Source organism: Peribacillus phoenicis, from assembly GCF_047238085.1.
GTDB lineage: Bacteria > Bacillota > Bacilli > Bacillales > DSM-1321 > Peribacillus.
Genome location: NZ_JBDFMF010000001.1, coordinates 4414222 through 4441060 on the forward strand (window position 1 = coordinate 4414222; position 26839 = coordinate 4441060).

The following is a 26839-nucleotide window of genomic DNA, read 5'->3' on the forward strand; positions in this document are numbered from 1 at the left end:
TCCTACGTGTTAAAAGACATACGGTCTTCATCCTTTTTGAATTTCTTCATCATTTTTTTGAACTCTTCGTACTGATCACCGAGAATTGTTTTTACATAATTCTCGATTTCCATTTTATCTGTACGTTCTGCTATGTGAATGACCGGTGCAAAAACAAATTGGTCGTTCGATTCACTATTCTTATTGTTCTGCTGATTGGTTTGGCCTTCAGAGTTGCCAAATGAAAGCAGTCTCGAAAGAATCGAATTGCTTTTCTTATTGTTGAATACACGTGATCCACCACGCATCTTCATAAGTTCGGGACCATCCTCGCCAACCCAAGCCCATTGTGAAGAATCAACTTGTCCGCCCTTATAATACCCTTTGTAAGCACCGCCCCGGGCCATACTTTTAATACCTGGAGTATTAAACACGGTTCCATAACGACTCTTAATGTATCTGATGGCTGCAACAGCATTATGAATGGGATTATAAATATCGTTCATACCAGCCATTTTATAGGCATTAAAGGTTGGATCAATCGTTTGGAATAATCCCTTACTCGGTATTCCGCGCTTGGCGTTGATATCCCACAAATTTATTGCCCGTGGATTATAACCAGATTCTTTTTGAGCTTTGACAAGCATAGCAGGTAACCAAGATAAAGGAGTCCCTGTCATATTTAATGCTTGAGTCACCCATGATTTTACTTGTGAAGGTGCTGCAGTACCGCCAGACCAATTCCCACCACCGCCGAAATCTGCCAGCTTACTTTTCAAGAATTTTTTGGCACTCTCTTTTATCATCTTAAATGAACCTGTTGCCATGTCACCGAAGGTGCCGGAAAAAGAAGGAACAGTCACATTATATTTTTCAAGCAATTTATTCATTAACTTCCCCGGATCCGATATATATTCATAAATATCGAAGGCGGTTTCTTTAACTTTTTTTGCTCCAGATTTTGTTTTATTGGCAATTGTTTTAGTACCATTACCTACCCATTTCCCCGCTGTTTGTATTCTGTTGGTAACCGTTCCACTATCATATGCAGGAATATTACTTAGAGCTTGTCGCGTCTCTTTGGCCGGGATAACGTGCGTACCCCTTGGTAAGTTCATAAGAGTGTCTGTCCCTGGGCTCAACCCTGTAAATCCAGAAGGAGTACGGTACAATTCCGGGCCTGCATTTGCCCCTTTTCCATCTCCAAGTATAGCTAGACCACCCGGATGGCCCGATGTACCTTTTGCGTATTGGGGAACGTCCCATTTACCAATCGTTATCCCAAGACTAAGACCCTTTTTACCCATGATGAAATTGAGTCCATCAATTACGCCATTTACGATTTTCCCAATGCCTCTTAGCATTCTATTTCCCATAGAAACAGTTCCATCAAGAGCTTTTCCAGCCATACTTTTTATACCTGAACCCATTTTACCTGGGAGAGCCTTAGCTCCTTCAACGATTTTTCCAAACTGCTCTTTTATACCAGACCACATTTCCTTCGCAAAATTAATGGCCTTATCCTTTATACTAGAAAATCCTGACTGTAGTTTCGGACCTAAATTGACTACCTTCTGCCAGACCGCTGTAGCTCCACCTGTGAAAAATTCTTTAATGGACGTCCACATTCCCGACACTTTAGTAATAGCCCCTGATGCTAAAGCCTTAATACCACCCAAGATCTTTCCTATGAACAAAAGGTTCACGTAATTCCAAACAACTTGGATCGCTCCAAAGAAAAGTTGTTTGACTCCTTCCCACATTTTCGAGAAATCTCCAGTAAATAAGCCAGAAAAAATCTTTATGGCGCCCATTATGATATTTAAGGCCCCTTGGATAATACCCTTCACATTACTCCAAACCGAATTAAGGATGAAAAGGAGGACCGGTGCTAAAAATTGAATGATTTTATTGATTCCAGAAAAAAGATTTTGCACCGCCTGGATAATTTGGGATCCATTTTCATTCCAAAATACAACGAGCTGCTTAATAATTCCACCTGCAAAGGAAACGATTTTACTGACGATTGGCATGATAATGGGGAGGATTGTCTGGACTACGCTTACAAGTCCCTTAAAAATTGCCCCTGCCACACCGAAAACTTTCGACAGTGCTGAGATTATACTGCTTCCGTTTTCACTCCAGAAGGCTGAAATCTTCCGGAACGTATTCAAAACAAAGGAGCCTACCTTTGATACGAGAGGCAAAACAAACTGCTGCACCTTCCCAAATATTTCGAGTGCTTTTGCTTTAAAAGCATCCATATTAGTCCCTGTAGATGTTAGCTTAGCAATAAATCCTGTAATACTTTCAACAACCTTTAGTACAGTAGATCCTAATGGGGCAAGGCCCACTATAAGGTTTTTAATAACTGTTAAGATATTCCCTACTACACCTAAAAGAACGGGACCATTTGCTTTTGCGTACTCAATGAAATTTTGAAAACCCTTAGAATTACTTAATCCTGCTGCCCATTCCTTAAACCTTGCAGTCATTCCGACTAGTCCTTCTTCCATACTTGCGCCTAATGGAGCAAAAGCCTGGAATAGACTCATCGTCCCACTTAAGGTGTTTCCGGCTACATGAGCGAAATTATAGAGGCTTTCCGCAGCGTTTGTAGTTAGCCACTCAAAAAAGCCCTTCATGGATGAACCTTTCAGTGCCGTATTAAATTTCTCTGTCAGTTCTACCACAACACCGGCTACATTTTGAATGGTAGGCCCCAGGAGTTTTAAACCATTTTTAGCGATTTGCAAGGATGTCCCAAACGCTTTAAAGATCGGTTTTTCAAAACCTTTAACAAACCCACCCCAAAAAGATTTGAAGCCCTGTAAGTTTTTTAAGGCACCTCTCTGTTCAGAACTCATGCCTGCATAAACAGCAGCTAGTTCCTTTTGTGCAGCAATACGTTCTTTTGCTGAGTCAGCCTTTGCGATTTTCTCTTCGATTTTTTCAACTTCTCCTGAGGCTTCTACTACTTTTCCAATGGCAGAAGCTGCTACCGCACCGAATGCAGCAGCTCCTATTCCTGCCGATGCTAATGAAGCACCTAAAGCCCCAACGCCCGCTATGACAGGAGCTGATGCCGCTGTCACGCCTGCTAAAGCAACCTTTACCGCAGACATAGCAACAGCCATCTTTACAGTAGATGCTGCTGTCTTGGTTACGGATTTTGAAACACCTATCATGCTTTTCTCTAGCAACCTAGAATTGTTATTGAGACTGGATAAACGCTTATTAGTACTGGCAATTGCCGCTTTCAAACTAGGACTTACGGAAGCGCCAAGTCTAAAAGCAATCTCATACATTTTTTGATTGCTCATTTCTTGCTCGCCTCCTCAAAGTCCTCAATGAATTCACCCAATTCAATCAGACTCATCCTCATGTAGCGCCCCCAACCTGAATTCGTGGCATAAGAAAGACGAATGCATGATTTTCTCAGCATTCGTCCTGTTATGTTTCTTATGAATTTACCGTTACTGAGCTCTATGATGCCTAATTGTTCAAAAAACCAATCACCTGGTTTTTAACCTTCATGACTTCCTTTGCAGGTAACTTATTAAAAAATTCGATTGGTTGTCCAATTGTCAGGGCTGCGATGATAAAGCAATATCCCATGCTCATTTCAGTTACCACAGCAAACTGCCCGCTAGCTGCAAATTGTTTGTCAGCTTCTAACAGATCTTCTCCTGTAAGGTCTTCAAGCTTTGATAGATCGATTTCCTTATATTCATTGCCCTCAAATTGATACGGTTTATTAAAAACTACGACTTTATTATTTTCTACCTTTTTATTTTCAGTTGTTTTCTCTGCATTCATTCCCGATCAGCTCCTTAAATTAATTTTTTAATATTCTTCAAGACGTCTTCACCATCTACGATATAAACGAAATTCAGCTTGTCTAATTCGAGCAAGGTCTTGCCATTTTCTTCAACCTTAATATATAAAACCTCCAGAGTGTTTTTGGATTCTGTAGCTGCACCTACGGCCAATTTACCAAGTTCAAGTCCTTTTGCTGCATATTTTAATGTGATTTTTAACCCTCGGTGACTGATCGTTCCATTGGATACATCAAAACTTTGCTGTGCAGCTCGTAATACTAAAGATTTCCCTCTGTTTTTCATTAATGAAAATGATTTTTGAAAAAGCGTTCGAAAAGCAATCTCGATGGTCAATGAACCGAAGTGACCAGGGTTTACACTGTCGAATTCCCCCAGAATACCAGCACCTGATACTGTTTCAGACATGGCTTCCAAATTAGGAAGGGTAACCTCACCAGCTAACCCCACAAGTTTTTCTGTATCATCGTACACGTTATAATTGACCACTTTTTCTGGAATTGGATTCCCCATGGTTATTCACCTCCGAAAATTGAGTTAGTTAATTTTGTTGGATCAAATTCCAAAATATTTACGATATGTTCAGCTGGTGTAAAGGCAGCGATTTTTTGTATAAAAGTAATTTTCCCTGCTAAAATATCTGATTGACTATTAAGTTCTTCACTAAATTCAATAGAAGCACCTGCGATTTGACCTTTAGCTTGATAGCCGTTTGCCCTTAAATTTTCACTATCTACGACACTTTCAATCAATCGGAAATTGAGGGGATCATCTACTCGTTCAAAGTATGTTTGAATAAATGTATTACCCCACCAATCAAACACCCTTCTGATTGCAATGAAACGATCCTTAGGATCTGTGGTATTTGGATAAGCTGCCGTATTATTCCCCCAAGATCTCCAACCATTCCAATTAATTGCGGTCACAATGCCGGATCCATTTAAGGAATTTGCCTGTGTTTGTTCCAAATAAACTTCTGTACCATCTGCCAAAACCGTACCAGAAATCGGAAGACGTTTATTAGACGGAGAAACAAATGGGACATCCTCATTTGAAGCGTCTAGAGAGGCCATAGAAGCCGCCATTACTGCACTGTGAGATAAAATTAAGTTTCCAATTTTGGTTTTCGGCCATAAAACAACGGATTTTTCACTTGTATAGGAATTATTAGCTTTCCAAGCCGCAGCATCTTCGTATTTTTTTACGACACTACTATCAATGTCCAATACATTCATACAGTTAAAATTCCCATTAATTTTTCTTCCCTTTGCATCTAAAACGAGGGCGACTTCAGGTAACTGGCTCCAACCTGGTGCTAAGAGTAGACCTGGAACCAATCCAAACATAGGGAAGACTTGACGGATGAGCTCTGCTCCACTGTATTTACCCGTTGCAGCATTATACCCACCGATAATGTCCTCTTTGTTGACTTTCGTTGGATCCAACTTGTCGAAAGTTGCTTTTACTCCAGCTGCAACACCAATAGCTCCCGTTGGAATGACAGAAATTACAGGTCTGTTATTTTTATTGAAAGCAATGGTGTAATCGGTATTTTTCACGAAGGTTTTTACACCATCCGTGCTTTTTAAGACGACTGAACTTAATAGAACACCATCAACGTCGATAATGCCTGAATCTTTTGTTAGGGTAATGGCTTGATCTGTTACAGCCGTTTTGTGTATGGAAGGATCCAAAACATTAATAAAGACAATCGGTGCCACTTGAAATAGTTTAAAGGACGCATACATGGATTCACAAAGGCTATAGGATTTAAAATTCTCACTGTATCCCAACCCTTTTACAGCTTGATCCCATGTACTAGCTAAAATCGGCTTATTAACGGCAGCTAGTGGATCTAAGGCCAAATGAATGGGTGCAGTTCCAATAACCACTTGAACACCCGAACTCGTTTGAATCGGTGGTATGACGGATGTTGCGTTCTCTTGAATGGAAATCCCGTGTTCATATACCATTAGTTTTCACTCCTAACATATTGGGTGATTTGGCTGTTCAAGGTATGTTCCATTGTTCCTTGAATAGTCAATTTTCGTCTCGATTCTCCTAATTGGGAAATAGGTAGAATCAAAGAGTTAATTGCAGGGCATTTTTCAATATCCTCCGCTAAGAATTGAGGGATTCCGTTATTAAATACGGTGAATTGTTCAAGCTTCCCATTCTTTAGGCTTTCGCCAATATAGATAACCAATTCTGTATTTTCTTTTTTGATTGCTGTATCCAGCGTTTCCTCTTCGTTATCCACTGGCCCTAATTCTATTTCTTCACTAATTGGGCCTTTTTTTTGTTTGGTCATATCAATTCCTCCACATCTTGTCGTGAGAAAGTCGAGACTGCCCACGTTGTTTCTATTCCTCCAAAAAAATAAGGAGCCACATCTTCCTCATAAATCGTCCATTTTATAGGATAATTCATTTCGAATTTTCTATTTACCAATGGATTTAATGTAAGATTGGTCGTAATGCGATTGATGATCCTCGTTACTTCCCGATATCCTTGATTGGAACTGTCATTATCAAATATTCCAATAATAAACATGATTTTTATATCTTCAGAAGAAACGTCCGTAACTTGGGTTCCTTCGTTTAATTGAATAATCACGTAGGGATACAAGCTTAAGTCCTCTTTCTTTTTTTGAGGCAAATGCTGTTCGAATACATTGAGTGGCACATCCTGATTGTTGGGATTTTTAAATGTTCTATTGGCAAATACCGCTTCCAATCGGGTTTTAAGTCCTGCTTGTAAGTCTATTGGAATCAAGATGAAGCACTTCCTTTATCCAGGATTCGATTAATTTCATGATCAAGGCGGCGATTGAAGGTTTCAGAGCCTTCTCGGTCAATGTTTTTTCGAATATCCTCATTCTTCAGCATTTGAGGAATGGATGGGCCAAATAGTTTTCTAACTGGTAACCTTGCCTTCCCTTTTCTTTCAAACACTTTAATTCCGTTTACATCCGCAACAAAAGCATGGAGGATTTGTTTCAATCCATCCTTTTTCACGCCAACTTTGATGGGTTTCTTCCTCTTAGGCTGTACATTACGAGGAGAAACCTTGAATTTGTCCAAGGGAATTAATTCCCCTCTCGATTCTACAATGGCGTTTAAATTGGACCGACTAGCCCTTGTTTTACTTAATGTACTCTTAATGTCTGCAGACTTTATGTTGTATTCCTTTCGAACTTCCTTACTGACATTGGAGGCAACATTTGTCACGGCACGGTTTAAGGAACTAGAGATAGCATTAGGGGCCTTTTTCGATAAGGCCCCTAACTTATCTTGAACGTCCTTTAACATCCGTTTATCTAAACTTACGGAAAAATCGTTCATGAATGATACCCCTTCAAGGTAATGGTATATACACCAGCATTTTCTGAGAGATAAAGGACCTCATAAAGGCTGTTATTGAACATCATCCGCTTTTCAACAAAGGGATCTTCTACAAAGTCTGCTTTTTTTGCATGAAAAAGGAGCTCGCCCATCGCAAGCCCCTCTCCACCACTTTTAAGATTATGTTTTTGCAGCTGCTCGTCATCGATCATGACCAGCATTGGTTGACCGTCGATTAACTCTTCTGAAGCAAATTCCCTAATATTGAAAAACACATTGTGAATATCCGTTGAAAGATAATCCTTTAAGGCTGGCATGTTACTCCGTTTCCTCAAAGAAGTCATCAATCTTACCAGATTCAATAATCAAGGTAATCAGGTCCTTTTTGCTGATAGTTCCCTTGAAATTTAGACCTTCTACACCTGCAGCTGTTTCTTTTAAATCTTCGAGTGTATAGGCTTCATCCAGTGCCTGGTAATCCTCTTCAGGATTATTGACCGAATGAACGATCTGACCGGAATCTGGCTCATCATCTTTAGTCACTGAGGAAATTTCACGAACAAAAGAAGCGACTCCCAAATCAACCAGGCGCTCCGCTTCTACCTTTTTAATTTTTTCTATGATATCTCCGGCCAGGAATGTTTCCCCGTTATGCCGAACCTTTTCGTTTAATTCAATAGCCATCATGAATCACTCCCTTAAAGTACTTTTGCAACAAACCAAGAATCGACTTCGGCTGGTACTGGTAAAGGGCTGCTATTCAACTGCAGGAATCTTGCAGCTGGATTTTTTTGAATCCAAGAATCCGGAATACGTGAACCTTCATACGTCACGAAATTTTCAGTTTGAGAATCTGCAATCGTTACCGCGCCATATAAAATAGAAGAACGTGTCCTTGTTGATGCAAGGGAGATGGTACCAGCCGGAACCATAGGTTTATCTGTTTGTGTTTCTTCATCGTAGTACCACTCGTCATAACTGTATAAATCAAGACCAAGAGAGGAAATGGAACCAATATACGTCACACCGTCTGGTAGTGTTTGAGGTTCGATTTTCCCTAGTATGATTCGTTGAGTATCCATGACTTTAACCACTGCAGGGTGACTCGTGAACGCATCTACCACATCGGATGCCATGATCACTCGGTCAGGATTAATACCCGAACTTTTAATGATTTGCGTTCTCCATCTTTTTAAATCGCCAATGGGATCACTTTCTGTTCCTGAAGCAGAGTGATTGCTCCATAAATCTGTACCACTAAGTGTTTCTTTATTTGTAAAGTCAAAATTCATTTCAGCTTGAACACCTTCACCGAAGATATCCACTTTCCCTGTGAAATGTATTTGCGCAGCCATCCATTCTTCGCGACGCGTAATAGCTGCATCCATCTCAGATAAATCACGGGCAATCATTTCAATCGCGCGATCATCTGGACTTTTGGCAGAATAAAAATTCTCCCCAAAGGAACGTTTTTTAATATCATCCCCTGTGATAATTCTTAGTGGTTTAATGGTTGCTGGCTTAAAGGACTTAGTTTTAAATCCTTGTCTTTCCATCACTTGACCAGGAAGACGGGGTGAAACGAATGGAGCCATTTTTCTACGGCCTTTTGCGTAATCAACATCGACATGTTCCGATGTGAATGTTTTTACATTTGGAAAAAAAGTTGATTTTAAAAATGTATTGACCGGCAGCATGGCTTCCGTTGCTGCCAATAGTGTTCTTGTATCATATAGACTGATTGCCATGATTAATATTCCCCCTTATGCCTTCTGAGTTTTCTTTAAAATGATTCCGATATCCCGTAGTGCACCTTTATGTGTATTGAATGTATCGGTCCCTCCAAAAACAAGAGCCTCTTGATTAAATTCACCAGTTAAATAGACGGTCGTTGGCACGTTTTCAGTCGTGGCATCCACATCATCGGTCAAAATCCCGAATGGTTTTTTAATAGAGGCAGTAGCCGAAGCCGAATCAACTAAGACCGCGATACCATCTGCACCTTTTGCCAAGACACTCCCTCTTACATAAGATTGTCCAGATTTCACGATAATAGAATCTGTCACGACTGGTTGAACTCCACCAGCAAATAGATTGTCATATTCAAATGAACCGAGTGTATTCCCTAATTGTTCAGGCATTATCGAATTCCACCTCTCATTTTATTAATCGATGCCGCAATGTTGGCCCCTAAGTTCGAAGCTTTCACACTATCCGATTCCCCGCCTTCTTCTGGAGCTGGTGAACCAGGGACCTTATTAATAGGGTCCGCATCCTCTTTTAAATTCTGTAAGTAATTTTGACCGCGGCTTTTCTCAGCCTTGATGATTTGAACGGCTACACTTTCCGCACTATCATTGGTTTCGAACTTGGCCTGATTAATTAAGGCTTCGTTACCGGGCATTTGTAAATCTTCAATGGATTTAATCCGGCTGTTTTCAGCCTTCACGCCCTCTGTATACCCCTCATTCCTAATTTGGTTATATAATTCCGGGTGTTTATTCTTCAATTCTTCCAGATTCATAGTTTCCTTTTCCTCCTGTTCATTCCCGTGGTTAACCGCTGCCTGTGCCGGGATTTCGGCTTGATTAAGGGGTGGGTTTGCATGTAATTCATTTCTGATCTTGTCGATGACCTGTTGTGGAATCATTCCCCCGTCAGCACTTGCCACAAATTCAACGCCTTGACCCTCGAACATGATTTCATCAATTAAATGATGCTGCAGGGCCTGTTGTGGCGTTAGCCAGGTCTCCTTATCCATCATGTTCAACAATTCCTCATAAGATTTCCCGCTTTTTATGTTATAAGCGTTCGCGATTGTCTGATTCACGTTCTTTAGAAAACTGGAGGTTTGGTCCATATCCCGATAATCTCCCTGTGAACGGGTTGATGCGTTATGAATCATCATTTGCGCAGTTGGAGCCATTAAAAGATTATCTGCAGCCATGGCAATGACAGAAGCTGCACTTGCCGCAAGTCCAAGGATTTTCCCCGTTTTTTTGCCTTTGTAATCTTTTAACAAGGCATAAATTTCAGAGGCATCAAATACCGAACCGCCGCCACTGTTAATGTCAATGTCAATGTCTTCTCCGTTGAGCTTACTCAACTGATCCGATACCTTTTTCGGACTGGTTGCCTCAATTCCAAACCAATCATAAATCCATTGTTCATTGCTTGAAATAATGGGCCCTTTTACACTAATTTTCATTCTTCCACCTCCTCTTTTTCGTCTTTCGAGCCTTTTTCTGAAGATTTATCTAGGTTGATGGACGTTCCCTCCGTAGTTAGGCCACCTTCTCGTCTGGCCTTTTCTTCTCTCACCCGTAAAGCGTGGTTTTTAAAGAAATCACCTGACGTCAATTCAATGGTTTCCCTAGTACGAGTGGTAAAGCCATTATTCACCCGTTTCTCTGCCGCGTTCACCTCCTTAAGAGGATCCAACTGACCTTGGCTTGGTCCATTCCATTCCGCATTAGAATAGGCTTTCCTAGCTAATGGATCTGTAAAGAAACCAGGCGCATAAATTCGCCCTTTGGCAATACCTTCCGCCAAAAATTCCTCGTAAATCGGTTGGCAAAAATCATTCGCCATCCAATCGCGGCGCATCCGAAACATTTTCCAAGCCTCCAAAAGCGCTCCCCGACTTGCTGAATAAGAAGACGTGAAGTTTTTCAGCAATAGTTCATAGGGAATTTCCAAAGCTGCACCAATTTGACGGCAAATGGACGTCACAAACCCGTCGAATGCCACGTTTGGGCGTCCCGGGTTCGACTCTTGAATCTTTTCGTTTTCCCCAAGAAAATGTACGGATCCATTGCCTAACTCCAAAGAAGTATCATCTTCCTCATCGATTAAATCCTGGTCCGCAATACCTGACCCGAATTCATCTCCCTTTTGATTGGTTTCCGTCGTAACAAACACGGTATACATGCCAGAAATGACGGCTGCCATGAGTTCAGCTTCCGTATATCGGGATAATTGTTTTAAGCTTTCCATAACGGGCGCCAAAATGGGAACGCCTCTTCGTTGTTCAGGTCGTTCTGATTCCATCAGGTGAATAATATTCGGTCTCCCCGTTTTTGCACCAAATTTAGGAATCCGGCTCCATTCATTATTCTGAACGGAAAGGGAATGAGGATGATTCTTGGCGATATGATAGGCGGAAATTTCTCCTAATGGAGACACCTCTACACCATTTACAATTTTATGATCCAGATTTAAGAGCTGCTTGTTTGGTGTGCATATACGGTCCGCTTCAATTAATTTCACCCGCAAGTCATAAGGCATCCCCACTCTAGGAATGACGGGAAGTAAGGCAAATACATCACCCGATGCAAGCCAGGATAAGAACGCTAATTGCTGCAGCTCATAAAAGTTATTCATCCGTTGGGCATCGCAATGGAGAGATTCAGCCCAAAGGGAAAACTCTCTTTCCACTTGTGTTTCCCAAAGGTCTGCTTGATCTGTGGTCAAATTAAGATACTCATAATCAATTTGAGCATTCAATTTCAAACCAGACCCAATGACATTGGTGCGCATCGTTTTCAACGCCCCAGTGGCAAGAGGTACACCCATATATAAATCACGGGACCTTCCCCGAAGTTTATCGACGTTATACTCTATATCCTCCAAGGCCGAACCAGAGCCAGCTAGCCATCCGAGCAAGCTTTTCTTTTTTGTGCTGGCCCCGTGGTTTCCGTACCCCTGATTCAAAACTTGCAATTGTTTGCGGGCACTTGCTCTTTTTAAACCTGTTTGAGGGGAAATTACCGCAACCATTCGGTCGAATACATTCATATTTTTCACCTCCTTTAAATTAGAGTTGCCGTTAACTTGCCAATAAAAAAACGCCCCATTGCAAATGAGCCGTTACACTTTTTTATTAAAGATCACGAGGAATATATCGCATTACTCTTTTGCCACTCTGACCACTCAAAGAATTAATTTCTTTTCTCCAAAAAGCAATTTGTTTGCTTATTTCTGTGAGATTCGCCCGTGTTAATTGCCGTGTTCCCATGCTATAGCTCTGACCGGTTGATACTGCAAGTTCTGCATCGAGCCACGCTTCCAAATGAAGCTGTGCTCTTTCTAAAGTTACTCCATTCATCTATTCAATCCCCCTTGAAGCCGTTCTACGTTTTTTTCGTCTTATCTTCGGTGCAAGTGTATATTCTTTTTCTAAATTCGGGTTTAAAATCTCAAGTGCTGCTGTATTGTACACTCGTAAATCCAGTGGTTCGTTTCGGGCCCGGATCTTTTTCCATACTTGATAAGGGACTCCTTTTGTATACCGAGTTTCAAGCCGTTCCGCTGTTAATCCTTCAAAATACTTCTGATTGTACCCTCGCCCCTTCGGAAAATGGCAATAGTTTGGACCAAATTCACCTAATTGGAGATTGGACATCACCCGTGATTTCCCATCATTGACGCCTAAATGAATCAAGAGGGTTTTAGAAGGCTTCGGTCGGGTGTAGCCGGCAATAAGGGGAACATATTCACCCATTTGTACGGATTTCCCTTTTATCGCATAAATCCGACGGGGTTCTCTTGGTCTAGTAAACGTATAAACTTCTTGGGTGAAATGCCCACCACTATCCATACACGTACAAGCTATGCCAAATTTTCGACCATCGGATTTTTCCCATGTCCTGGACAAATATTCGTCAAGCTCATCCCATATTTTTTGCTGTTTCAAATCTCCGTATATTTGATGGTACTCAATGCCCCACGATTCTTTCCCAGCACCCCAACCCATCACTTCCACTTCGAATCGGTCATCCTGCACATCCACCGCAGCCGTTAATATTTTCACTTCTTCCGGAATGTCTGCTTCATATTCCTCCCGACGATTGAATAAATCCGCCTCGTCCAACTGCTCCCCTTGTTCCTCCCATGTTTCTCCAAGTGAGGTATTGACCCATACTTTCATGGCCTCAGGTCCTTTTACTTTAGCCTTTTTGAAAGCATCGATGATTTTTCCCCACTTACTCCAAGGACTCAATAGCTCATTCAAATGAAAACCACGTATATTCGCACCTGGCTCCTCGGCCACCCATTTTCCTTTTTGGTCTTTCCATTCATATTCATTGTGTAAAAAACCGCACTCTCTACAGCGATGGGATTCCGTTTCAAAATCGATTTGTTCCCATTTCAAAGGCTGATAATCACCGCAGGATGGACACGGTAGATGATAATATTCCTTGGTGCTGAGGTTGAATTCCGTTTCAATCCTGGATGATCCTTTATTAGTAGGCGTGGAAACCTTGATTTTCTTACGATTATAAAAGTTGTTCGTCCGCTTTTCTGCCAAGTCGAGTGGATCCCCCTCGGTTCCAGCAGAAGCAGGAAACCGGTCGATTTCATCAGCCAATAAAATCCGAATAGGACGAGAGGCCAAACCAGCTGGCGCATTCGCTCCGCCCAATGCGACGTACCCTCCAGGAAAGCTCTTTTGCAACTTGGTATTTCCTCCGTCCCTTGTCTTGACATCAGACACTTTATTTCGAAGGGCCGGGGAATCCCGTAACATAGGGGCTAATCGTTCGGTCGAAAAATCCTTCGCCTTTTGCTCGGTCGGCTGGATAATCAAGATTGGTGCCGGGTCATAATCGATGTGATACCCGACAGCATTTAAGATAATTTCACTCTTTCCGACCTGAGCGCTCGCCATGATTACGATATCTTCAAAGTTCGGGTCGGTGATGGTGTCCATGATTTCTCTTTGATAGGGCGCTCGGTCTGTCCTCCATTGCCCAGGCTCTGCTGATGATTCGCTGGACAATTTTCGGTAGGTATCCGCCCACTCTGAGACGGTCAAATCAGGAGGAGGCGATAATATGTCTTTTGCTAGTCGCTTAAAAAGAGAGAATGTATCAGTTTTTCTTTTTTGACTGGCCATACGCTTTCGGCCCTTCTGTTTCTAGCATATCTTCTTCCTCCTCGTCCCCTAAGAACATCTTATCCGTACTATAATCGTAGAATTTTTGAGGATCATAATCTGATAGTTCATTCAAAGCTTCATAGACTGCCTCTTTTAATAGATCCTTCACAACCGGTATTTCCGTTTTACCTACTAATTGAGGGGCCATCTTGGTTGGCAAAGAAGTAAGTTTCGCTTTAAACCCCAGTAGCATATCATTCATGACCCGTTCCACATCCGAGGAACGATGAAGCTCCCCTTTAATGATCTGTACTTCCAACTCAGTTTTTTCTTTACGGGCTCTTGTCCATAATGCCGTCTCGACGGAATTATCAATTTCCTCATCACCTGCAGGTCTAACCTGGCTTACTTGGTAATCCACGTAAGCACCAACGGAACGAGGCAAATCAAATTTCCCATGACCGACTCTCACCAAGGCTCCTTCATTCGCCAATTGCTGAATTCTGCGTGGTTTCAGCCCTATGATTTCGCAAATTTGTTGGGTTGTGACGATTGTCCAATTTGTTGAAGAATCCTTATTTTTCAAGGGTTTCCCCACCTCCCAAAATTATTTCCCGAGATTTCCGAATCCGAAAACGCAATCGCCTTTTTGGCCCAGAAACTAGACGCTTTTTGGGGTCGTATGCACCCGTAGGAAGAATAAATCTCCCGGAGGACCCAAATTTTTCTGACAGGTTTTTATTTTTAAAAAAGTTTAGTGAAACCTAGTGACACCAAGGCTTCGCGCCACTTCTTCGTATGTATTTGTAATGTTTCAGAAAAACTTCTTCTCACTCTTAGGTGGCAAGTGGGTGACAAATCTCAATCAGTACATCATATCTTAGAATTCTGGTGCAGTCGTTTTGCCCTCTTCATCCCTTGATACATAAGGATTTATTAAACATTTATACTTTTAGTGCACAATCTTCCAATTATGTTGCACCGGAGGCGCAGAAGGTGTGCAGACAGCCAAAACGAAATGATAGTCAAAACTCCTCCGTTCGTCCACTCAACATCCATAAAAAAAGCATCCCGATGGATGCAGTTGGTAATTCTATTTATAAGTACTTTATTTAACTTAATTGGATCCTAAGGCTATAGCATAGTCAATAAACGAATATTCCTTTCGTTGTTTCCAATCACATATAAAACCATCCAGTTCAAACACACCGTCAAAGTCCTCGCATAACTGAACTATTGTTGTAAATGCATTGCCATAAAAACTGATATAACCTATTAATGATTTCCCGTGTTTTACAATAAAAAGTTTATGGGCTTGATCTGGAAAAGGAATCTTGAAGTCTTTCTCCTCACCGGTCAGGTTTGCAAATTTATTTCCCCCACCGTGTACAATCCAGGCTCTCAATGGATTAAATTCATCCCTTAAAGCAAAGTCTTGCCCTTTTGCATAGGCTAGATAATTAAAAATGATTTTAGCACATACTCTGTAATATTCATCTGTATTAATCTCTAAGATTTGATGTGTTTTGGGTTGATAAGTTTCTGTTTTCAATTCTTCCTTTAGAGGAGCTTCGATAAGACGCTCTATAAAACTTGTAATTTCTTCTTCGAGGGATTTATTTCCTAATGCCACAAACCATTTCCCCTCTAAATAGCCCAAAATAAATTCATCTTGATCATACTGTTCATGTTCAATGAGTACATATTTACCTTCAAATGTTGCTAACCTTTTCTTGAATTCATCAAGCTCTTCTGTGCCATCTTCTTCAACCGTACTGCCTAAAATAATTGTGGCATTTCCATCCTTATTCATCTTTACTTGCGGCAAGCTATATGCCACCCCCAAACTTGTATACCCTAGTTCGAAGGCGGTAGGATCAATCGTGTTACTGATTAAATGTACATTGGATTTTGTTGCTTTGTTAGGATTTAATTTACCTCTTTTTCCCGGGCCTTCAAATTGCCGTGGAAGTGAAAGTAAAGAACTCCTCATAAAAGGCCCTTCCATTCCGGAAAAGGCATTATTACATTCATGACTTACATATTCTAACGGGAGCTTTTGTATGCCGCCAATACCTGCAGGAAAAATGTGTTCTCCTGATTGGAAAGAGACCTCTGGTTCCGTTTTCTTTAAATAAATACAATGTTTCATAGCTTCACCTCTAATATGAAAGTCCTCATTTGTTACCATATTATCACCTTTAATCGACGAAGGTCAAATATGGTCAAATTTTTCTTTTCCTTACAAACTCCATAAAAAAGGATAAAACGAATGGGCTATCGGTATAGTCCCATAATCGTCTTATCCAAGAAATCATCCTCCAGTCCAATGTAGGCGAAGGTGACCAGTTCCGTATCGTGATTGAAGATTTTCTGAAGCGCAGCAACATTTCCCCACTTCTTATAATGCATGTACCCAAAGGTCTTCCGCATCGTATGCGTCCCGCAGTTATCCCGGAACCCAGCCTTGCGTGCAGCTTCCTTGATGATTCGGTAGGCGGTGCTGCGGTCAATCGGTTTAATGTTTCCTTCTCGTCCCTTTTGCCGACTGAGGAATAACCATTCATCCTCTGGCTTATTCTTGATAAACGGAGCCAATGCTTTCCGAAGTTCGGGGGAAATGGGTGTCCGCCTTCCCTTGCCCGTCTTGATTTCCTTTCTCCGAATGTGTGTACCTTGCACATCGCCCACCTTTAACTGCAAGATGTCCGATATTCGAAGGCCCGTCGTGATTCCCACCATAAACAAGACATAATCCCGTTCATTCCTTTCCTTCAAGTAGGACTGGATGGTCTCGACCATCTCCATATCCCGTATGGGTTGCACATACTCCATCAGTTTTCACCTTCTTTAGCTCATTACGCTCCTTTAACATCCCCTTAATTTCTTGGATGGTGCTTAGTTTGCAATGAGTTCTACAATATTCACCTTTCCTTACCTACTCTTATTTTCTTTTGGGTAAAAAGGAAATCATTATTGTACAGTGATCTCCTTTCTTTACTGGTTTTATTTCCTTCTTATATCCACCTTCTTGATACCCAATATAGCTTGCGCCTTTAGCCATATCCTTTACACTTGGGAGCCCCAAAGAAATTATTGTTGGCATAACGTTTCATTAGATAACTAATAGCTGCTTTGCAAATATGAATAGGATTTTTTGGGTAGCTTTATGAGTCATACCTACTCACTCCTTTATCATTTCAAGTTTCAATTAAGGACCTCTTACACACCATCATAAAATCCAACGCCCCATCCAATCAAATACACAATCACCAATAGAGTCCAAAAGAAAAGCCAATTCAAATCTTTCATGTATTCACCTTATTTCTCCAAAATAAAAAGCACTCAATAAATGAGTGCCTTCACATTCTTTATTTAGTATCCAACTGTGCCTGAATCTAAGTGTTCACTGGTAACTACTCCTGGATCAAATGTATATCCGCCTATTGGTGGTTTGTATTCCACTGTACCTGGGTCTAAGTTTTTTGTACCTACTGTACCTGGATCTAGCATAGCATGTCCTCCTTTTTATCATAAACTCTTATTTATTTCGTAATATAAACAATAAATTGTTCATGCCACTTCCCGTTCTCTAAATAATGGTTTAATAAGAAGCTTTCAAGTTTATATGTATCATGTTGAAAGTGGAGACTCTCGGATTTTTCAATAGCAGCAATCAAACCTGCTAAATCATTTGTTTTAGTACTATATACTAGATTATCTTCATGATAATAATTTACGTTCACAATAACACCTCCTTCGCCCTATTAATTATGGATGAGGGAAGATTATTCAACAATCACTATCGTTCGCCAAATTATGACATTATACCTATAACCTAACCACCTCATTATGCTAATTGCTTATATGTATTTATCCCGTCCTTATCAATACCCCAGGAGGAAAGCTAGGATTGCAGTAACGGTCGCTGTACAAATCGACAGTCAGTCATTCCCATTGGATTTTCACCAATGGTTCCCCGTGGCAAATCAACCGCACTACAGCTGTATCGACTCCGGCTGTCCCCCCTGTATAGCTGGCAACCTTCAACATCGACTGATTCTCCCGAGTACACCATTGATATGGGAAAGATGCGTCTCCCACCAGGTGATTTACCTGATAAGAAAATCTTACCTTTCATGGAAAAATAAAAATTCCCCTGCTTTATCCCTAAAAAAGTCCATGTTTTTGTCCCTAGTTTTGTCGTGTTTTTGCCGTGCTTTTATCGGAAAGTAAAAAAACAGCACTCAAATGATGCCGAGTGCTGTAGCGATTAAGAAGATAGCTTGTCTTTTATGAATGTAATATTGATCTTTAGTTAATCCCATATCTAGATACAGATTTATATCTTTTACTCTGTTAGTAGAAAGATATTTCTGTTCAATGATTTGTCGTTCAACGTCATCAAGAGCATGTTCGAGGGTCCGATTGATTTGTCTGACCTTAAATTCTTTCACCTTGTCTTTACTGCAGAAAGATGGAAAAAGTGGATTCAATCCTTCTTCCTTTATTTCTGATTTGTTTTGCAAAGCAATTCTTAGGGCCTTGTAATGTTTAAGTTCTCTTGCTATTGTCTTCCGCACTTCTTTTTCATTGACTTCTTCAAACAGGGATAATTGTTTTGTTTGTATAAAGGACTCAGTTTTACTAGATAAGCTGGCAGCTTCTTTCATTGAGATTCCTCCTATGCTAAAATAAGGATAGGATTATGCATAGAGAAATCTCGAATCCCCCGTCGGCAAACGGGGATTTTTTACTTTTCTATAGTTTTTGCAAAGCAACTAAGGTGACAATATAGGTCTTTACCTTTTTTCCAAACTCGATCACCTAAATAGATTGGTTTTTCGCATTTCGAATTAGTACATACACTAATGGGGATAACTTCCTTTTGTATATCTACTAATATATTATTATTTTCGTAGCCCACAATTTCACCTCCTCTTGACGGACTTTTACGTTAATCTTTCCCATCATTTCTATTAAATTCAATGACCATTATGTTCGAACTCTACACTAACAACAGGTAAATTAATTTCCACGATAAGCTCGTCCTGACGATTAAATAATTTGAATACTCCATCGTGATCGATAATGTCATCCACAACTTGTCCACCAAATTCCTTACCAATCTCAAAGGTATAAATAAATGGTTTAGTGGCTTCGGCAACTACATCTAAGGACTTAATTGTTCTTTCCAAGTGATCCATCCCCTTTTAATTTTTTTCTTCGTTCACCATAAGCACCGATATTTGAGAAAGCCGCCCCACTTTTATTTGGCTTTTCCTTAGAAGGTACAATGGGGTGTTTTTCAATGTAAGCCAACCGTTCCTTTTCAGCCATAACCCAAACTTTAACTTCACTCATTCGACACACCTCCCTGGCATCTTACATAAGCACGGTAAACTTCCATGTAACGGTCTACCTCAGTCATCGCTAACCATTCTTTAGAATTTATTTTCAACTCGTCACTTCCCTTTAGTTATTCATTCCAAAAACCTTTCATCAAATTCTGCAAGGCGAGTAAAAGAGAAAGGGCCTATTAGGCTTTAATGGTTACTGTTTATTCGTACTGTTCATTAACCCCTATGTTTTACCTAATCCATTTGATAAAATATAATTAGTGAATGGGGGACTAGTTGACAATGAAAGCAGAAAATAAATTAACAATACTAAAAAACTATGCAAGAAAATTAAAACAAGATCTATTCGTACTTTACTTATCTTACAAAGACAGCAGAACTCCTTGGTACGCAAAAGCTTTTGCAATCTGTGTCGTTGCTTATGCATTTAGTCCAATTGATTTAATCCCTGACTTTATTCCTATTTTAGGTTATCTAGATGACCTTATTCTTGTTCCTCTAGGAATCTCGCTTGCCTTAAATTTGATACCACCTCATGTAATAGAGGATAATCGAGAAAAGGCGGAAGAAGTGAAAAGAAACGGAAAACCAAAGAATTGGTTAGTTGGCATTCTCTTTATTTTAATATGGGTGCTATTTGCAATTTGGGTTAGTAAATTGATAATTGATCTTATTTCATGAGATTTATTAATTCGCAATATGTGTCTACCCTACTAAAACCCACCCTTTCCTGATCTTGTTTGCCAACTCCTTCTTTCGCAATGGGTCATAAACAAAAACCTGACGCCCCTCTTCCAAATGGAAGAGAAGCAGCCATTGTCTTTGAATATTGCGCCTGGTCATTAAGCAATGATTACTAGTTTGCCAGATTCAAATTCCTTCTGTAAGGCAACTAATAAGTAGTCTTTAATGTTTCTCATTGCGTCAATTTTCCAAGCTCCACCATCTGCTTCGAATAAAGCGCATCGAGGTCCGTTTTGCATGCGGAAAATAAATTCACTTTCTGGTTGTTCAACCTCCACAAATGTTCGATAAGGTTTCATTGCGACTGGATTAGGGACTTCAACCAACCCGACTGCAGCAACACCAGTCCTTGCTGTTACAGCTTGCGATACCCCATTATCACCAACCGTTCGAACGTCTTCCTCTTTGATGTTACCCACTACTTGTAAGACGATGTCACGGTCTTCATTTTTTACGAATGTTGATTGGAGTTTAATATTAAAATCTTCAACTTCATAAAAGCGATCAAATGTAAATGATGGAATCATAGCTGATGCCCTAATATATTCGTTTCGATTTTCATTCGAATTTAATGCCCCGCATACCACTACTTCGGTTGGACTAATAACATGAATCATTAATTGATCCTTTACATCAAAACTAGACTGCAAATACTCGACTAACCCTGATAGGCTCCGAACTTGGATGGCTTCAGCGATTGGCTCCTTGATTAGGCTTAATGGTTGAGTTGAATACGCTTGACCATTTTCATGTTTTACCTCTACATTTCCTAAACCGATAATGTACTGCAGTGCTTCTTTAATCATTTTTCATTCCTCCATTTTTTTATTTTGAATTTGTATTTTTAAAACTGATGATTTTTTCACCTTGATCGCTTGAAATATCACCATCAGGGTCAATAAATGTTTGACCTTTTATGCCTGATTTTAATTCAGCTCCCGTAATTTTCCCCTTCCCATCAAAATCCATAATGAGTTTCGCTTCAATTTGTTTTGCTGGGGCCAAGGAAAGTTTGGCTAACACACTGGTAAAAATGACGTCTCTTTTTTCATCAGCATTAAATGCTACCGTCATGGTAAGTTTCCTAGTTTTCTTTGGATCAGTATTTGGGTCCGCGATATTCTCTAGGACTCTTTGTAATTCATTGTTGAAGCGCTCAGAAAGAGCTCCTTCTGCGAAAGTATTTAAATCAATAATTTTTGACATGTACTATTCCTCCTAAAACCACTTATTGGCGTCACTTGTTGCATCATTTTCTCTATATGCTGCTAAAATTAACTCATATTTCAATTCACCATAATCCAGTAATTCAATGGGCTGTCCTTGTTGGGAATGAGCCACTTCAAGTTCTTTCAACCTATCCAAGACAAAGTTACGTTTCATCTGGTTTTGAGTTTGTACAGCATCATATAGCCGACCCATAAATCCTCCTCTGATATTCATTTAACAACTCATTCATTCTCGGTCTATTATTCTCTTTGAAATAAAGATCGAGTACTGATTCATCGTCATTAAAGTTCACTGTATTTTTTTCATATACCAGAAATTCAATCAACAAACGGAGTGGCGTATGCTTGTGTTTGACAGACTCATGATAAAGTTCCCTAACCGTCATGATCTGCGCTCCAGATTGAAGAACACCCCATACTCTTTGATGAATGCTAGTGATATGGTGCCAATGGGACCATTTCTTTGTTTGCCAATAATGATTTCGATAATGTTTTTGCTCTCCGATTCCTTATCATAATAATCATCCCGATACAGAAATCCAATCACGTCCGCATCTTGTTCAATTTGGCCTGATTCACGTATATCTGACATCATAGGCCGTTTATCTTGCCTTTGTTCAACCGCCCTGGATAACTGACTTAAAGCAATGACACATACATCCAATTCCCTTGCCATATGCTTTAGCATCCGACTGATTTCACTAATTTCCTGCATCCGATTCCCTTTATGTTTAGCTGAACCTGTAATGAGCTGCAGGTAATCAATAATGACCAGAATGTCTTTTCCTTCGTAATCCCGTTTCATCTTGCGGACCTTCGCCCAAATTTGATTAACTGTAACACCTGGATTATCAAAGATTCTTAGATTAAGGTTGCTAACATCTCCCATTGCACCAGTTAGCTTTCCCCAATCGTTATCAACAAGGTTACTTGTTCGGATATGCTGCGCATTGATTCTACCGTTGCTTGAAAGCATTCTTTTTAATAATTGTTTTCTGCCCATTTCCAAGGAGAAGATCCCGACTGCGTATTGCTGCTGTTTGGCAACTCCCTCTGCAATATTCAAGGCAAATGCCGTTTTCCCAACAGATGGCCGGGCGGCAATAACAATAAGGTCTTGTTTTTGTAATCCGGCTGTCATTCGATCTAATTCATTAAATCCTGTAGGCATACCGGTAATTTCACCTTTTGGCGTTTCTAACTCATCGTAGACCGTAACTAAATCATCCTTTATTGACCCGTCATCATCGTCAGTTGAGTTATCTTCTAGCCGCATCAACTCATTGATTCCTGTCTGAATAACCTCAGCAGGATCTCCAGAAAGAGCAGATTCCTTAATTTGATTTGCGACTACGATTGCTTCTCGCCTTTGCCAGTATTCGTGAAGTATTTTTTCGTAGTATGTAAAACTGGCTGTGGATGGTACCGACGCTGCCAAGTCACCTAAATAATCTGGTCCACCAATTTTATCTATGTTTTTCCTTCCGACTCGTTCCATGACCGAAACAAAATCAATGGGAATCCCTTTCTCATCTAAATCTTGTATCGTCCATAAGACATTGAAATTCTTCCCTGGTGATAATTGAAAAGGTTTTATCTTCCCGTCTTTAATTAATCCAGGCTCAATTAGTAGAATCCCTAAATATGATTTTTCAGCTTCAAGATTGTATAAAAGTAGCTCTTCCATATTTAAGACCTTCCTAGTATTTTTCTGATTTGCGCCTTGGATTCCTCGATAGAACGGGTGGCCTCTTCGCTCATTTCCGATTTACTTTCTAGCAATCTTAGATATTCTAATGTTTCATCAACGCTTGGAATGGAGTCCATTCTGTCTAACGACCTTTTCTTCACCAGATCAGCAATCGTAGGAGGAAAAACACTGGATTCAAGGTGACGATCAAAATTTTTCAGGACCTTTTCAGAATCGTGTTTTTTCAAAACTCGTTCCCAAGAATCAAGTAAACTAGTTGGATCCTGAACCACGAACTTTCCTGGATAACTAGATTGAATCGAATCTAGTAATTCTGCAATCTGCCTTCTCTCCAAGAGTTAACCTCCCTTTTCTACAAGAGCTAAAAAGCTATTTTGTTTTTTGTGTGTACCCGTATTCAATTGCGGCAATGTCTTGGATAACTTATCAGCTGCCTCATCTGCTGTCGTGTTTCGAATGATCCCACTGGTGTAATTCTCCTTCTTAGAATGGTAAGCAGGATTTTCAGTATGAGTTTTTAAGCCGTACTCTACGCAAACTGTTGGATGCTTGTCCCAGTCTTGATACATTCCTAAAATCACAGAAGGAGATATCTTAGCACTCACCCTTGTATGTCGAATCATTTCTAGGTAATCATCAATAATCTTTAATTGGTTATCGGAATACCTAAGACGCAAATTTTCAATTTGTTCGGGTATATTGTTTTTATTACTTTCCTTTACTTTACTTTCCTTTACTTTACTTTGGGGATTGATGTTACCATTTACTATGTTTGATTGGGAATTAATGTTTACATTAACTTCTTTATTGTCTGCATTAACTAGCGAAATGGTAATTTTACTAGAGCCAATATGTTCTCGATAATCTATTAGCAAAAATTCTTCGTAAAGAGTAACGGACTTTCTCCTGATAATTGCCTCTAAATAACGTGTTTGAATGCCTTTTGATGTTAGAATCTCATATCTATCAAACGTTTCTTGGTCAAATAGTCCCCAGTTAATGCAATCATTAACGATTTCATTAACGGTATTAATGTTTACATTTATTCGGCTAGAAAAGAGTAATTGCTCTCTTTCTGTCCAGCGATAAAAGTAACCTTCTTTATAGATTTTCATTAGAAGTTTCAACGTGATTCCAAATCCTATGACACCATGTTTTGCTTCAATCAAAGCAATTTTATCGTCTTGATCCATATCAACATCCAACGGAAAATAATCTAAGCCTTCTTTTTTAGGTCTGGCCATTATCACCTCGCCTCCTTTTTAAAAAATTGCGATATAGTGTTGTGCCTCATCATTTGCTACCCGTCCTAAACCCTTGATTTAGCATTAAAAGATTGCTAAAATGGGAGTATCAAATATTTACTTCGGTAAAAGTAGGGAGCCCCTCAGTTCTCTGCTTTTTTTTTGTGCTATCCCCTTTCCGGTACTTTTATTCGTACCGTCCGTCCTAAAAATGAGTATGTTGTTTCGATGGATACTCACTTTTAGAGCCGACGGCAAGAACAAATGTTTGCCGCAGCAGAAATTATCTGCTAAAATAGATATATACTGAGTTATTGAGTAGTTGAGTCGGAAGCTCACTGCTCTTTTTTTGTGTTGTTTTTTAATAAATAGTGTTTCTGCATAAGAGATAACTGCAACCATTCCCCTGCGGTAATCTTCACTTTATTCCCTCCTAATATTTTCATTTCAAAATAAGGATAGTTGTTCAGGTCTTGAAGTTTGTTTCTTACCTTCCACCCTTTTGTCCAATTGTTCCTTCCAGATTATTAGAGAACGATAATATGGAGTATTAAAAGCTAGTTGTCTGCCTAAATTAGCGATTTCTTTCTTGTACCACTGGATTGCTTCTGAATCATCCATTTCCTTCAAATCAGGCAGTTTCATGTGGTCTCAGCACCAACTCAATATGTATTCCTCTTGATGAAAGTATGTTCACAATTTCAACCATTTGATCATGGTTTTCTTTCCGTTTATTCATTTTTTCTATTTCGTTTACAGAACGATATAAATCTTGGATTGATAATTTAACTTCCTCAAAATCACCTTTGAATAGTTTTTCTTCGATACGGCCTAAACAAGAATAAATACATCGATATTCTGAAATGGCCTTTTTGTTATCCCGTGGTAAAAAAGCAGGTAAACTCATAACATTAATCCTCCGATCATTGGTAACAGTTGATGAATCATATTTATACCGTCCATACCATAAAGGTAAGCTACTGCGACCTCAGGTGCGTTAGTCACCTGAACCCATTGCATGAACGTTGCCATGTCTGGAACTTTGCGGTCTTTCTCAAATTTAGAAACACAAGACTGTGTACGGTTCAATTGGTGTGCTAACTCTTCTTGCGATAGACCGGCCCGTTCCCTACACGCTTGCAGAACAGATCCGAATTTCATTTATTTTCACCACCTTTATATGCTAATTTGGAATACTTCACCTTGGTAAAACTTGCTAAGATTAAGGTGACCATTTTTCAATGAGCTGTATAACAGACTGAAGGTCCTTGCTCTTTACATCTTTGTAAGTAGGCACGCCGAACTGATTTTTGATTTCTCGATACAGTTTTTCAAAAAGCCTGGCAGCTTCTTTCCTGTCATCGGTGATTTCAAAGACTCGGCGTGTCACTCCTATTTGAATGCGGCGTTTTTCTCCGGGACCTAACAAGTTGGTTTGTTCCAATCCAAATCGCCTCCTGTTATGAACTTTTTTGATTAACCTCTCCCGTTAAATCTTTTTGTTGCTCAGATATGCTTCTAAGCAATCCTGGTAACAAATGTTTTTTAACAGCGTTCGCTAATTTCTCTGCTGGAATCTTTATCATTGAATCACTCCTTTTCATATCCTAAAAAATTGTATGTTAAGTGGACGTTAGTACTAACCATGAACTTTATGCAGAACTACTTTTGATACCCTTCGTATCATCATGTTCCTGAAAAAGATCTTCGAAAAGAATCCTATCCTGAATGCCGTATAGCTTCTCGAATTTTAGCATTGTTTCTCTGCCTGGATTTCTCTCACCTTTTTCTATTTTTCTTACATAAATTGAAGAAATATTAAGAGTTTCTGCGACTTGTTTTTGAGTAAGTTTTCTTTTTTTTCTTTCATTTACAAGTCTCTTTCGCATTTATTTCACCTCTTTCTCGATACGTTTTGTATCACTCGTTACCTGAAGTATAAATGATACGTTTTGTATCGTCAATAGTTTTCGATACATTTTTTATCATTTATTTATTTAGATACTTTTTGTATCTATAATTAGATAATAAAAACATTTATAGGATGTGTTCTATAATGATTGGGAGTAAACTAAAAAAGCTTAGAGGCAAGAGAACTCAGGAAGAAGTCGCTTTAAAAATCGGTGTTTCTCGCGCAAGATATTCCCATTATGAAAATGGAAGAAGCGAACCTGATATGGAAATCTTGCAAAAAATGGCAGATTACTTTGGAGTATCCACAGATTATCTCCTTGGAAGAACTAATGATTATAATATTAAAGAAACAATATATAAAAATGAGGAAGAGGATTCACCTTTCGACTCTCTTTCCGAAATTAACAAGCTTGTAAAAGAATTCGGCATAGAAAATTTTGGTTTTTTTGACATTGAAAAGTGGAGAAATTTAAGCCCAGATGATCTGGACGAAATTAGAAGGCATTTTGAATGGGTGGCTCAGAAGGCGAAGGAACGAAACGAGGAACAAAAATAAGTTGTTACGCACATTGTTAATATGTGCGTTTTTTTTACA

The 26839-nt window shown here is 39.7% G+C and carries 37 protein-coding genes; 2 read left to right on the forward strand and 35 right to left on the reverse strand.

Annotated elements, in window-relative coordinates; genetic code table 11:
* Positions 1 to 2: 2 nt before the first annotated feature.
* From ABC374_RS21775 to ABC374_RS21885, 23 genes are all read right to left on the reverse strand, one after another.
* Positions 3 to 3302 (reverse strand): transglycosylase SLT domain-containing protein, encoded by a 3300-nt coding sequence (locus ABC374_RS21775; protein ID WP_413019728.1) that lies wholly within the window; start codon positions 3300 to 3302, stop codon positions 3 to 5.
* 172 nt (positions 3303 to 3474) lie between these two features.
* A complete protein-coding gene (locus ABC374_RS21780; RefSeq protein ID WP_214772949.1) occupies positions 3475 to 3798 on the reverse strand; it encodes a phage tail assembly protein in 324 nt (107 codons plus the stop codon).
* Between the two features lie 14 nt (positions 3799 to 3812).
* On the reverse strand, positions 3813 to 4331 hold the full coding sequence (locus ABC374_RS21785; protein ID WP_413019729.1) for a phage major tail tube protein: 519 nt from the start codon (positions 4329 to 4331) through the stop codon (positions 3813 to 3815).
* A gap of 2 nt (positions 4332 to 4333) precedes the next feature.
* The gene (locus ABC374_RS21790) at positions 4334 to 5791 is read right to left on the reverse strand and encodes a phage tail sheath family protein (RefSeq protein ID WP_413019730.1); all 1458 of its coding nucleotides are present in this window, start codon (positions 5789 to 5791) and stop codon (positions 4334 to 4336) included.
* Positions 5791 to 6129 carry a hypothetical protein gene (locus ABC374_RS21795; RefSeq protein WP_413019731.1) on the reverse strand — a complete coding sequence of 113 codons (339 nt, stop codon included), beginning with the start codon at positions 6127 to 6129 and terminating at the stop codon, positions 5791 to 5793. The genes ABC374_RS21790 and ABC374_RS21795 overlap by 1 nt, the downstream gene beginning before the upstream one ends.
* Complete coding sequence (locus ABC374_RS21800) at positions 6126 to 6593, reverse strand: hypothetical protein (protein WP_413019732.1); 468 nt, start codon at positions 6591 to 6593, stop codon at positions 6126 to 6128. Before ABC374_RS21800 ends, ABC374_RS21795 begins: the two co-directional genes overlap by 4 nt.
* The gene (locus tag ABC374_RS21805) at positions 6590 to 7162 is read right to left on the reverse strand and encodes a phage tail protein (protein WP_413019733.1); all 573 of its coding nucleotides are present in this window, start codon (positions 7160 to 7162) and stop codon (positions 6590 to 6592) included. The genes ABC374_RS21800 and ABC374_RS21805 overlap by 4 nt, the downstream gene beginning before the upstream one ends.
* Complete coding sequence (locus ABC374_RS21810) at positions 7159 to 7479, reverse strand: hypothetical protein (RefSeq protein ID WP_413019734.1); 321 nt, start codon at positions 7477 to 7479, stop codon at positions 7159 to 7161. The genes ABC374_RS21805 and ABC374_RS21810 overlap by 4 nt, the downstream gene beginning before the upstream one ends.
* Position 7480: 1 nt before the next feature.
* A complete protein-coding gene (locus ABC374_RS21815; protein WP_413019735.1) occupies positions 7481 to 7849 on the reverse strand; it encodes a DUF7210 family protein in 369 nt (122 codons plus the stop codon).
* An 11-nt stretch (positions 7850 to 7860) separates the two neighbouring features.
* Positions 7861 to 8910, reverse strand: a complete 1050-nt coding sequence (locus ABC374_RS21820) for a major capsid protein (RefSeq protein ID WP_413019736.1) — start codon at positions 8908 to 8910, stop codon at positions 7861 to 7863.
* A gap of 15 nt (positions 8911 to 8925) precedes the next feature.
* Positions 8926 to 9303, reverse strand: a complete 378-nt coding sequence (locus ABC374_RS21825; RefSeq protein ID WP_413019737.1) for a head decoration protein — start codon at positions 9301 to 9303, stop codon at positions 8926 to 8928.
* Positions 9303 to 10370 (reverse strand): head maturation protease, ClpP-related, encoded by a 1068-nt coding sequence (locus tag ABC374_RS21830; protein WP_413019738.1) that lies wholly within the window; start codon positions 10368 to 10370, stop codon positions 9303 to 9305. The genes ABC374_RS21825 and ABC374_RS21830 overlap by 1 nt, the downstream gene beginning before the upstream one ends.
* Positions 10367 to 11959 (reverse strand): phage portal protein, encoded by a 1593-nt coding sequence (locus ABC374_RS21835; RefSeq protein ID WP_413019739.1) that lies wholly within the window; start codon positions 11957 to 11959, stop codon positions 10367 to 10369. Before ABC374_RS21835 ends, ABC374_RS21830 begins: the two co-directional genes overlap by 4 nt.
* Before the next feature lie 85 nt (positions 11960 to 12044).
* A complete protein-coding gene (locus tag ABC374_RS21840) occupies positions 12045 to 12269 on the reverse strand; it encodes a DUF6148 family protein (RefSeq protein ID WP_214772937.1) in 225 nt (74 codons plus the stop codon).
* Positions 12270 to 14060 (reverse strand): phage terminase large subunit family protein, encoded by a 1791-nt coding sequence (locus ABC374_RS21845; RefSeq protein WP_413019740.1) that lies wholly within the window; start codon positions 14058 to 14060, stop codon positions 12270 to 12272.
* Complete coding sequence (locus tag ABC374_RS21850; protein ID WP_413019741.1) at positions 14035 to 14628, reverse strand: hypothetical protein; 594 nt, start codon at positions 14626 to 14628, stop codon at positions 14035 to 14037. The genes ABC374_RS21845 and ABC374_RS21850 overlap by 26 nt, the downstream gene beginning before the upstream one ends.
* A 531-nt stretch (positions 14629 to 15159) precedes the next feature.
* Entirely contained in the window at positions 15160 to 16233 is a 1074-nt protein-coding gene (locus tag ABC374_RS21855) for a hypothetical protein (RefSeq protein WP_413019742.1), read from the reverse strand.
* Positions 16234 to 16319: 86 nt separating this feature from the next.
* On the reverse strand, positions 16320 to 16877 hold the full coding sequence (locus ABC374_RS21860; protein WP_413019743.1) for a site-specific integrase: 558 nt from the start codon (positions 16875 to 16877) through the stop codon (positions 16320 to 16322).
* Positions 16878 to 17417: 540 nt separating this feature from the next.
* A complete protein-coding gene (locus tag ABC374_RS21865; RefSeq protein WP_413019744.1) occupies positions 17418 to 17555 on the reverse strand; it encodes a hypothetical protein in 138 nt (45 codons plus the stop codon).
* 32 nt (positions 17556 to 17587) lie between these two features.
* A complete protein-coding gene (locus ABC374_RS21870; RefSeq protein ID WP_413019745.1) occupies positions 17588 to 17788 on the reverse strand; it encodes a hypothetical protein in 201 nt (66 codons plus the stop codon).
* A gap of 501 nt (positions 17789 to 18289) precedes the next feature.
* The gene (locus tag ABC374_RS21875) at positions 18290 to 18715 is read right to left on the reverse strand and encodes an ArpU family phage packaging/lysis transcriptional regulator (RefSeq protein WP_413019746.1); all 426 of its coding nucleotides are present in this window, start codon (positions 18713 to 18715) and stop codon (positions 18290 to 18292) included.
* A 312-nt stretch (positions 18716 to 19027) separates the two neighbouring features.
* Positions 19028 to 19240 carry a hypothetical protein gene (locus ABC374_RS21880; protein ID WP_413019747.1) on the reverse strand — a complete coding sequence of 71 codons (213 nt, stop codon included), beginning with the start codon at positions 19238 to 19240 and terminating at the stop codon, positions 19028 to 19030.
* Positions 19224 to 19406: a hypothetical protein gene (locus ABC374_RS21885; RefSeq protein WP_413019748.1), complete on the reverse strand. Its 183-nt coding sequence runs from the start codon at positions 19404 to 19406 to the stop codon at positions 19224 to 19226. The genes ABC374_RS21880 and ABC374_RS21885 overlap by 17 nt, the downstream gene beginning before the upstream one ends.
* Before the next feature lie 278 nt (positions 19407 to 19684).
* Here ABC374_RS21885 and ABC374_RS21890 point away from each other — a divergent pair, with 278 nt between their 5' ends.
* Complete coding sequence (locus tag ABC374_RS21890; RefSeq protein WP_413019749.1) at positions 19685 to 20083, forward strand: YkvA family protein; 399 nt, start codon at positions 19685 to 19687, stop codon at positions 20081 to 20083.
* A gap of 161 nt (positions 20084 to 20244) precedes the next feature.
* On the opposite strand, the gene ABC374_RS21895 is transcribed toward ABC374_RS21890, so the two are convergent.
* The 12 genes from ABC374_RS21895 to ABC374_RS21950 form a co-directional block, all read right to left on the reverse strand.
* The gene (locus ABC374_RS21895; RefSeq protein WP_413019750.1) at positions 20245 to 20952 is read right to left on the reverse strand and encodes a hypothetical protein; all 708 of its coding nucleotides are present in this window, start codon (positions 20950 to 20952) and stop codon (positions 20245 to 20247) included.
* A gap of 19 nt (positions 20953 to 20971) precedes the next feature.
* Positions 20972 to 21352, reverse strand: coding sequence for a replication terminator protein (locus ABC374_RS21900; protein WP_413019751.1), 381 nt, complete (start codon positions 21350 to 21352; stop codon positions 20972 to 20974).
* A 12-nt stretch (positions 21353 to 21364) separates the two neighbouring features.
* Positions 21365 to 21568: a hypothetical protein gene (locus ABC374_RS21905; protein ID WP_413019752.1), complete on the reverse strand. Its 204-nt coding sequence runs from the start codon at positions 21566 to 21568 to the stop codon at positions 21365 to 21367.
* Positions 21569 to 21757: 189 nt separating this feature from the next.
* Entirely contained in the window at positions 21758 to 23062 is a 1305-nt protein-coding gene (gene dnaB / locus ABC374_RS21910; protein WP_413019753.1) for a replicative DNA helicase, read from the reverse strand.
* Between the two features lie 2 nt (positions 23063 to 23064).
* On the reverse strand, positions 23065 to 23421 hold the full coding sequence (locus ABC374_RS21915) for a replicative helicase loader/inhibitor (RefSeq protein ID WP_413019754.1): 357 nt from the start codon (positions 23419 to 23421) through the stop codon (positions 23065 to 23067).
* Between the two features lie 3 nt (positions 23422 to 23424).
* Complete coding sequence (locus ABC374_RS21920; protein WP_413019755.1) at positions 23425 to 24330, reverse strand: DUF4373 domain-containing protein; 906 nt, start codon at positions 24328 to 24330, stop codon at positions 23425 to 23427.
* A gap of 447 nt (positions 24331 to 24777) precedes the next feature.
* Entirely contained in the window at positions 24778 to 24975 is a 198-nt protein-coding gene (locus ABC374_RS21925) for a hypothetical protein (RefSeq protein WP_413019756.1), read from the reverse strand.
* Positions 24962 to 25237 carry a hypothetical protein gene (locus tag ABC374_RS21930; protein WP_413019757.1) on the reverse strand — a complete coding sequence of 92 codons (276 nt, stop codon included), beginning with the start codon at positions 25235 to 25237 and terminating at the stop codon, positions 24962 to 24964. The genes ABC374_RS21925 and ABC374_RS21930 overlap by 14 nt, the downstream gene beginning before the upstream one ends.
* Positions 25234 to 25491, reverse strand: coding sequence for a helix-turn-helix domain-containing protein (locus tag ABC374_RS21935; protein WP_063595179.1), 258 nt, complete (start codon positions 25489 to 25491; stop codon positions 25234 to 25236). Before ABC374_RS21935 ends, ABC374_RS21930 begins: the two co-directional genes overlap by 4 nt.
* Positions 25492 to 25552: 61 nt before the next feature.
* Positions 25553 to 25774 (reverse strand): ORF6C domain-containing protein, encoded by a 222-nt coding sequence (locus ABC374_RS21940; protein WP_413019758.1) that lies wholly within the window; start codon positions 25772 to 25774, stop codon positions 25553 to 25555.
* A 16-nt stretch (positions 25775 to 25790) separates the two neighbouring features.
* A complete protein-coding gene (locus ABC374_RS21945) occupies positions 25791 to 25916 on the reverse strand; it encodes a hypothetical protein (protein WP_413019759.1) in 126 nt (41 codons plus the stop codon).
* Between the two features lie 66 nt (positions 25917 to 25982).
* Positions 25983 to 26219, reverse strand: a complete 237-nt coding sequence (locus tag ABC374_RS21950) for a helix-turn-helix transcriptional regulator (RefSeq protein ID WP_413019760.1) — start codon at positions 26217 to 26219, stop codon at positions 25983 to 25985.
* Between the two features lie 167 nt (positions 26220 to 26386).
* Between ABC374_RS21950 and ABC374_RS21955 the strand changes: the two genes are divergently transcribed.
* The gene (locus tag ABC374_RS21955; protein WP_413019761.1) at positions 26387 to 26800 is read left to right on the forward strand and encodes a helix-turn-helix domain-containing protein; all 414 of its coding nucleotides are present in this window, start codon (positions 26387 to 26389) and stop codon (positions 26798 to 26800) included.
* Positions 26801 to 26839: the final 39 nt, after the last annotated feature.